Origin of the sequence: Mesorhizobium sp., from assembly GCF_004962925.1 — a bacterium.
In the GTDB taxonomy this organism is placed as follows: Bacteria; Pseudomonadota; Alphaproteobacteria; order Rhizobiales; family Rhizobiaceae; genus Mesorhizobium.
On sequence record NZ_SUEO01000006.1, the window covers coordinates 1 to 2238 of the forward strand.

The window sequence follows — 2238 nt, forward strand, 5'->3', positions numbered from 1 at the left end:
TGGCCATGCTGAGGGAAAGGCCCTGTTGCGGGCTAAGTTTCTCTTCAACGCCGTCAAGCTCGAACCGGTCAATGCCGAAAGGTTCGAGTTCCTGCCGCAGCAGTTCGCTGATCGAGGCTTCTTTCCAGCGCTCCTTCGACAGCAGACCGTAAGCCCGCGACATGGCGTGCAAGCGACCGATCAGCGCTTCGGCGAACTCTTCCTTCGATTCTGAATTTTCGCGGGTGCGGTTGGCGATGCTGGCGACGACCGCCAGCATGTTCTTGACGCGGTGGTTCAGCTCCGAAATGAGCACCTGGTTTTGCGTTTCCGCCTCGGCCAAGGTGGTGACGTCGACCAATGTGACCACGACGCCCTGGATTCTGTTGTCCTTGTCGCGATACGGATTGATGCGAACCATGTGAAACCGGCCCTGGTCGTCGCGCGCCAGATGATGGTTCAGGGTCTCTCCAGTTTCGAACACGGCATCGATGTGCTGTTTTAGCTCGGGATAGTCGAGCTGGCTCGAAAGCTCGGTCAGCGGCCGGCCGACGTCGGAGGGACGCAGGCTGAAGAAAGACGAGGCCGCCGGAGTAAAGGTCCGCACCACCAGATTGCGGTCGAGGAAAATGGTTGCGATCTGCGTGCTTTCGAACAGATTCCGCAAATCGCTGTTGGCGCGATCGAGTTCCTCTATCTTGCTGGTCAGCTCCGAATTGATGGTGTTGAGCTCCTCGTTGAGCGACTGCATCTCCTCCTTCGAAGCCTCAAGCTCCTCATTGGTCGACTGCGCCTCCTCATTGACGGAGACGAGTTCCTCGTTCGACGATTTCACCTCTTCCAGCGCGGTTTCGTACTCCTCGATCGTCGATTGCAGTCGCTCGCGCGTCTCGCGCAGCTCCCGCTCGAGATCGGCAGCGCCTTCGATATCACGGTTTTCGCGCCCCACATCCGACCGCGCCTGTGCTGGCCCGAACGGTTCAAACAGGACAAGATAAAGCTGTTCGCCCTTGCCACGTTCCGCCATGGGCTCGACAGTGAGTTTGATCGACTGGACCGGTTCGTCGTCCTCATCGACGACGACGTTCTCACGCACCACGGTTCGGCGCGTTGCGGCCGCTTCCCGCAAGGCCGCACGCAGGTCGAGCCTCAGCCCGCGGCGAGCCAAAGTCAGCACTTGCCGGCTCGGAATGCCCTGCGGCGCTTCGAGATATCTGCCTGTCCGGGCCGAATAGTAGACCACGTCGCCATCGCCATTGACCAGGACATGCGGCGGCGCGAAACGCTCCAGCACCTGTGCCTCGACCGCCTGCCGAAGCGGGTAGCTGGCGGTTCCCTTTTTGGACCCCGTGCCTCCGGCCAGGAAGGCGCCCGAACGGGCGTCGCCGATCAGCGTCCGCAGCGTTATATGGGGCGAGGCGTGTTCCCGCGCCTGAAAAATGCGCTGCTTCTTGTCGACGGTGGCGAAGAGGTTGTCGTGCTGAGCGATGCTTTCGGACGTGCCGAGGAAAAGGTAACCGCCCGGCTTCAGCGCGTAGTGAAAGATCGGAATGACCCGGTTCTGGATGTTCGAGCCGAAATAGATCAGGAGGTTGCGACATGAAACCATGTCCATGCGCGAAAAGGGCGGGTCGCGAACGACGCTGTGAGGCGAAAAGACGCACAGCTCCCGTACCTCGTTGGTAAGCACGTAACTGTCGCCGTCGCTGCTGAAAAAACGCTGCTTGCGTTCGGGCGAGAGCCCCTGCAGCAATGCCGCCGGGTAACGCGCCGCGCGCGCCACCGCGAGCGCCGGCTCATCGATATCAGTCGCAAATATCTGGACGCGCGGCACAACCGAAAGTGTCTCCATGTGTTCGCGCATCAGCATGCCGATGGAGAACACCTCCTCGCCGGTGGCGCAGCCAGGCACCCAGATCCTGACGGCATCGCTGGCAGTCTTGCCCTCGAAAAGCTGCGGTACGATCTTCTCCTCAAGCAGCTTGAAAGCGTCGGGGTCACGGAAAAAATCGGTGACGTTGATCAAAAGATCGCGGAAGAGGTCCGTCACCTCGCGAGGGTCTTTCTTCAGCCATTCGACATAGTCAGCAATCGACTGAAGCTGTGCGATCTGCATGCGCCGCTTTACGCGACGCAGGAATGTCTTGGTTTTGTAGCCGGAGAAATCGTGGCCGGATTGGCCCTGCAGAATGCCGTATATCTCGTCGCGGAGCCGACCCATGTCTGCCGTGTCGTGCTCGCCACCGCCTTCGGCAACCC

The 2238-nt window shown here is 60.4% G+C and carries 1 protein-coding gene; it reads right to left on the reverse strand.

The genetic code is table 11. The features are described 5' to 3' along the window. The coding region (locus tag E5W87_RS02900; protein ID WP_292393944.1) for a CheR family methyltransferase at positions 1-2238 on the reverse strand (2238 nt) is incomplete at both ends.